Raw genomic sequence first — 2,923 nt, 5'->3', positions numbered from 1 at the left:
ATTTTAGGATGAATGGCGTAATACGCATAATTAGGGAGGGCTATCATTATTTATACACTAAATAATTCGAGTTGCTTGTAGGCAGTCAACGATGGAGTTCCCAGGAGCATAGCTGACTATATGACTGGGGTGACAGAGTGCAGCTAACACCCAAGCGGCTTGAAGGATGACGAGTATATAGGTTGAAACGAGAACGACTGTTCCATATTTGTTCTTTTTTTAGTAGATGCCAATCAGGGATAAGGCGGCGTTGACTTCACGTTATATTGCTTCCCCATTTTCCCCATTACGATTACACGATTTTTATCATGAACCCTATTACCACTTCACGGCTTGATACCAGATTGAGTCAGTGAGCATCTTTAATGCTTTTTAGAAAATAGGGTGGAAATTGGGCAAATTTGAGAGATTTTGCCTTGCCCGTTATTAAATAGGATAACTGCGTAATGCCACATAAAGTTGATAAAAAAAACTATGGTAATGCATCAGAACCGGAGGGGCCGGTGATTGGGGCTCCGCCACGGAAAATGAAAATCATTACCTGGATTAATATTCTCGTTCAGTTGCTGTTACCTGTAAGCTTGTCGTTTACTCCGGCGATTGCAGCAGCTTCTTCTGAGCACACCACGTTAACGTCGGCAGCGACGGATGCCTATACGCTAGGGGTGGGTGAAAGTGTCACGACGGTAGCCAAAAAGTACGGTATTTCCGTTGATGAGTTAAAAAAACTTAACCGCTATCGTACGTTCTCCAAGCCTTTTAATACATTAACGGTTGGGGATGAAATTGATGTGCCGCGCAAGTCTTCCCTGGTTGAAGCAGGCACACAACAGCCTGATCTGACAGACAATAAACTGGCAGATTACGCCATGACCGGTGGTAAGGCGCTGGCCAGTGAGAATGCCACCAAATCGGCAGAGGCAATGGCCCGTTCTGCGGCTAGCAATAAACTCAATGATTCGGCCCAGCAGTGGTTGAGTCAGTTTGGTACTGCCCGTGTTCAGTTGAACGTCGATGACCATGCTCATCTTGATGGCAGTGCTGTGGATGTGTTGGTACCGTTGTACGACAACCAGCGCAACATGCTATTCACTCAACTGGGCGTTCGTAATAAAGACAGCCGTAATACCGTGAATGCGGGGATGGGATTTCGTACTTTCAATGATCACTGGATGTACGGCATCAATACCTTCTTTGACGATGATATCACCGGAGATAATCAGCGGGTCGGCGTGGGGGCTGAAGTCTGGACCGACTATCTGAAATTGTCTGCTAACAGCTATTTTGCTCTGAGCGACTGGCATCAGTCGCGCGATTTTGCCGACTACAATGAACGCCCGGCCGATGGCTACGATGTGCGAGCCGAAGCCTATTTGCCTGCTTACCCACAACTGGGTGGTAAGTTGATGTATGAGCAATACTATGGCGATAACGTCGCGCTATTTGGTAAAGATCACCTCCAGAAAGATCCCTATGCAGTGACTGCGGGTATCGATTATACCCCTATCCCGTTGCTCACTGTGGGGGCGGAACATCGCATGGGGAGCAGTGGGAATTCAGATGACAGCATCAGCTTGCAGTTTAATTATCATCTAGGAGAGAACTGGCGTTCCCATATTGATCCGTCAGCCGTAGGCACTAGCCGGACACTGGCAGGTAGCCGCCTTGACCTGGTTGAGCGTAATAATGATATTGTGCTGGACTATCAGAAGCAGGAAGTGATCCATCTGTCCATGCCAGAAGAGTTGGTCGCTGATGCCGGTTCAACGCTGATGCTAAGCGCACAGGTTACCGCTAAATATGGTTTAGCGCATATTGACTGGGACAGTGGGGCACTGATAGCAGCAGGGGGAAAGATACAACAAACAGCTACCCAGACATTAGCCATTACCCTGCCTAATGACCAGACTGAACATAGTTACCTTTTTGGCGCCGTTGCCTACGATACGCAAGGTAATGCCTCTAACCGCGCGACAGTACTGATAAAGGTGATGCCACCCAGTTTCAATACTCAGTTATCGACTTTGATGGCTGACCAGACTCATATGCTCGCCAACGGTAGCGATACCTCGCAGGTAACCTTAACGTTGCGGGACGGTAACAACAATCCAGTAAGTGGTCAGGTTGTGACCTTTTCTTCAACGCTGGGTACCGTTGGTGCGGTCACTGAGACCAGCCGCGGCGTGTACAGTGCGAGCTTGATGGCGGGTACGGCGGCCGGGCAGGCCAATATCACGGCCAGTGTCGGTGGGATTGAGATTGCTATAGCCCCAGCCAAGGTGATGCTGACTGCTGATATCAATAACCTGAGGGCATCCACCTCGAGTTTGGTAGCCAGTCCCTCGACGATTGAGGCTAATGGCAGCGCCACTTCGGTTGTGACCTTAACGCTGCGTGATGCTAACAACAATCTTGCTTACGGCCAGACGGTCAACTTTGCCACGACACTGGGTACTCTCAGTGCGGTGAGCGAGATTGGCAACGGGGTCTACAGTGCGACATTGACCGCAGGTATGGTGGTGGGGCAGGCGAATACCACGGTTACTGTCGGTGGTACCATCCTGAGTGATCTCAGCACCAGTATTACATTAAAAACTGGAGCGATTAGTGCCAGCAACTCGACGCTGGTTGCGAGCCCGTCCACTATCGTGGCGGATAACAACAGTGCATCGACCCTGACGCTTAACCTCAAGGATGCCAACGGTAACTCAGTGGCAGGCCAGAATGTTACTTTTATCAGCAGCTTGACCAATAGCCAGATTGGTACCCCCATTGATCACCAGGATGGCACTTACACTGCGCTGTTGACGGGTACTACCGCCGGTCAGGCTGATATTACCGTCAAAGTAGGGGGTTCGGCCTTAGCGGTCAATGCGGCCAGCGTAACGCTAACGGCGGACAGCAGCAACCTGAGCACCAGCAA

Annotated in this window: 1 protein-coding gene; it reads left to right on the top strand. The window is 49.9% G+C overall.

The annotated features are described in order from the left end of the window. Positions 1-446 precede the first annotated feature (446 nt). Positions 447-2,923, top strand: a 2,477-nt coding sequence (gene yrIlm, locus IO95_RS20655; protein WP_051791320.1) for a YrIlm family inverse autotransporter adhesin, incomplete at its 3' end; no start/stop codon positions are given.

The organism is Serratia sp. DD3, from assembly GCF_000496755.2.
Note: the sequence above shows the minus strand (reverse complement) of the source record. Positions and strands in the feature narration are given on the sequence as shown.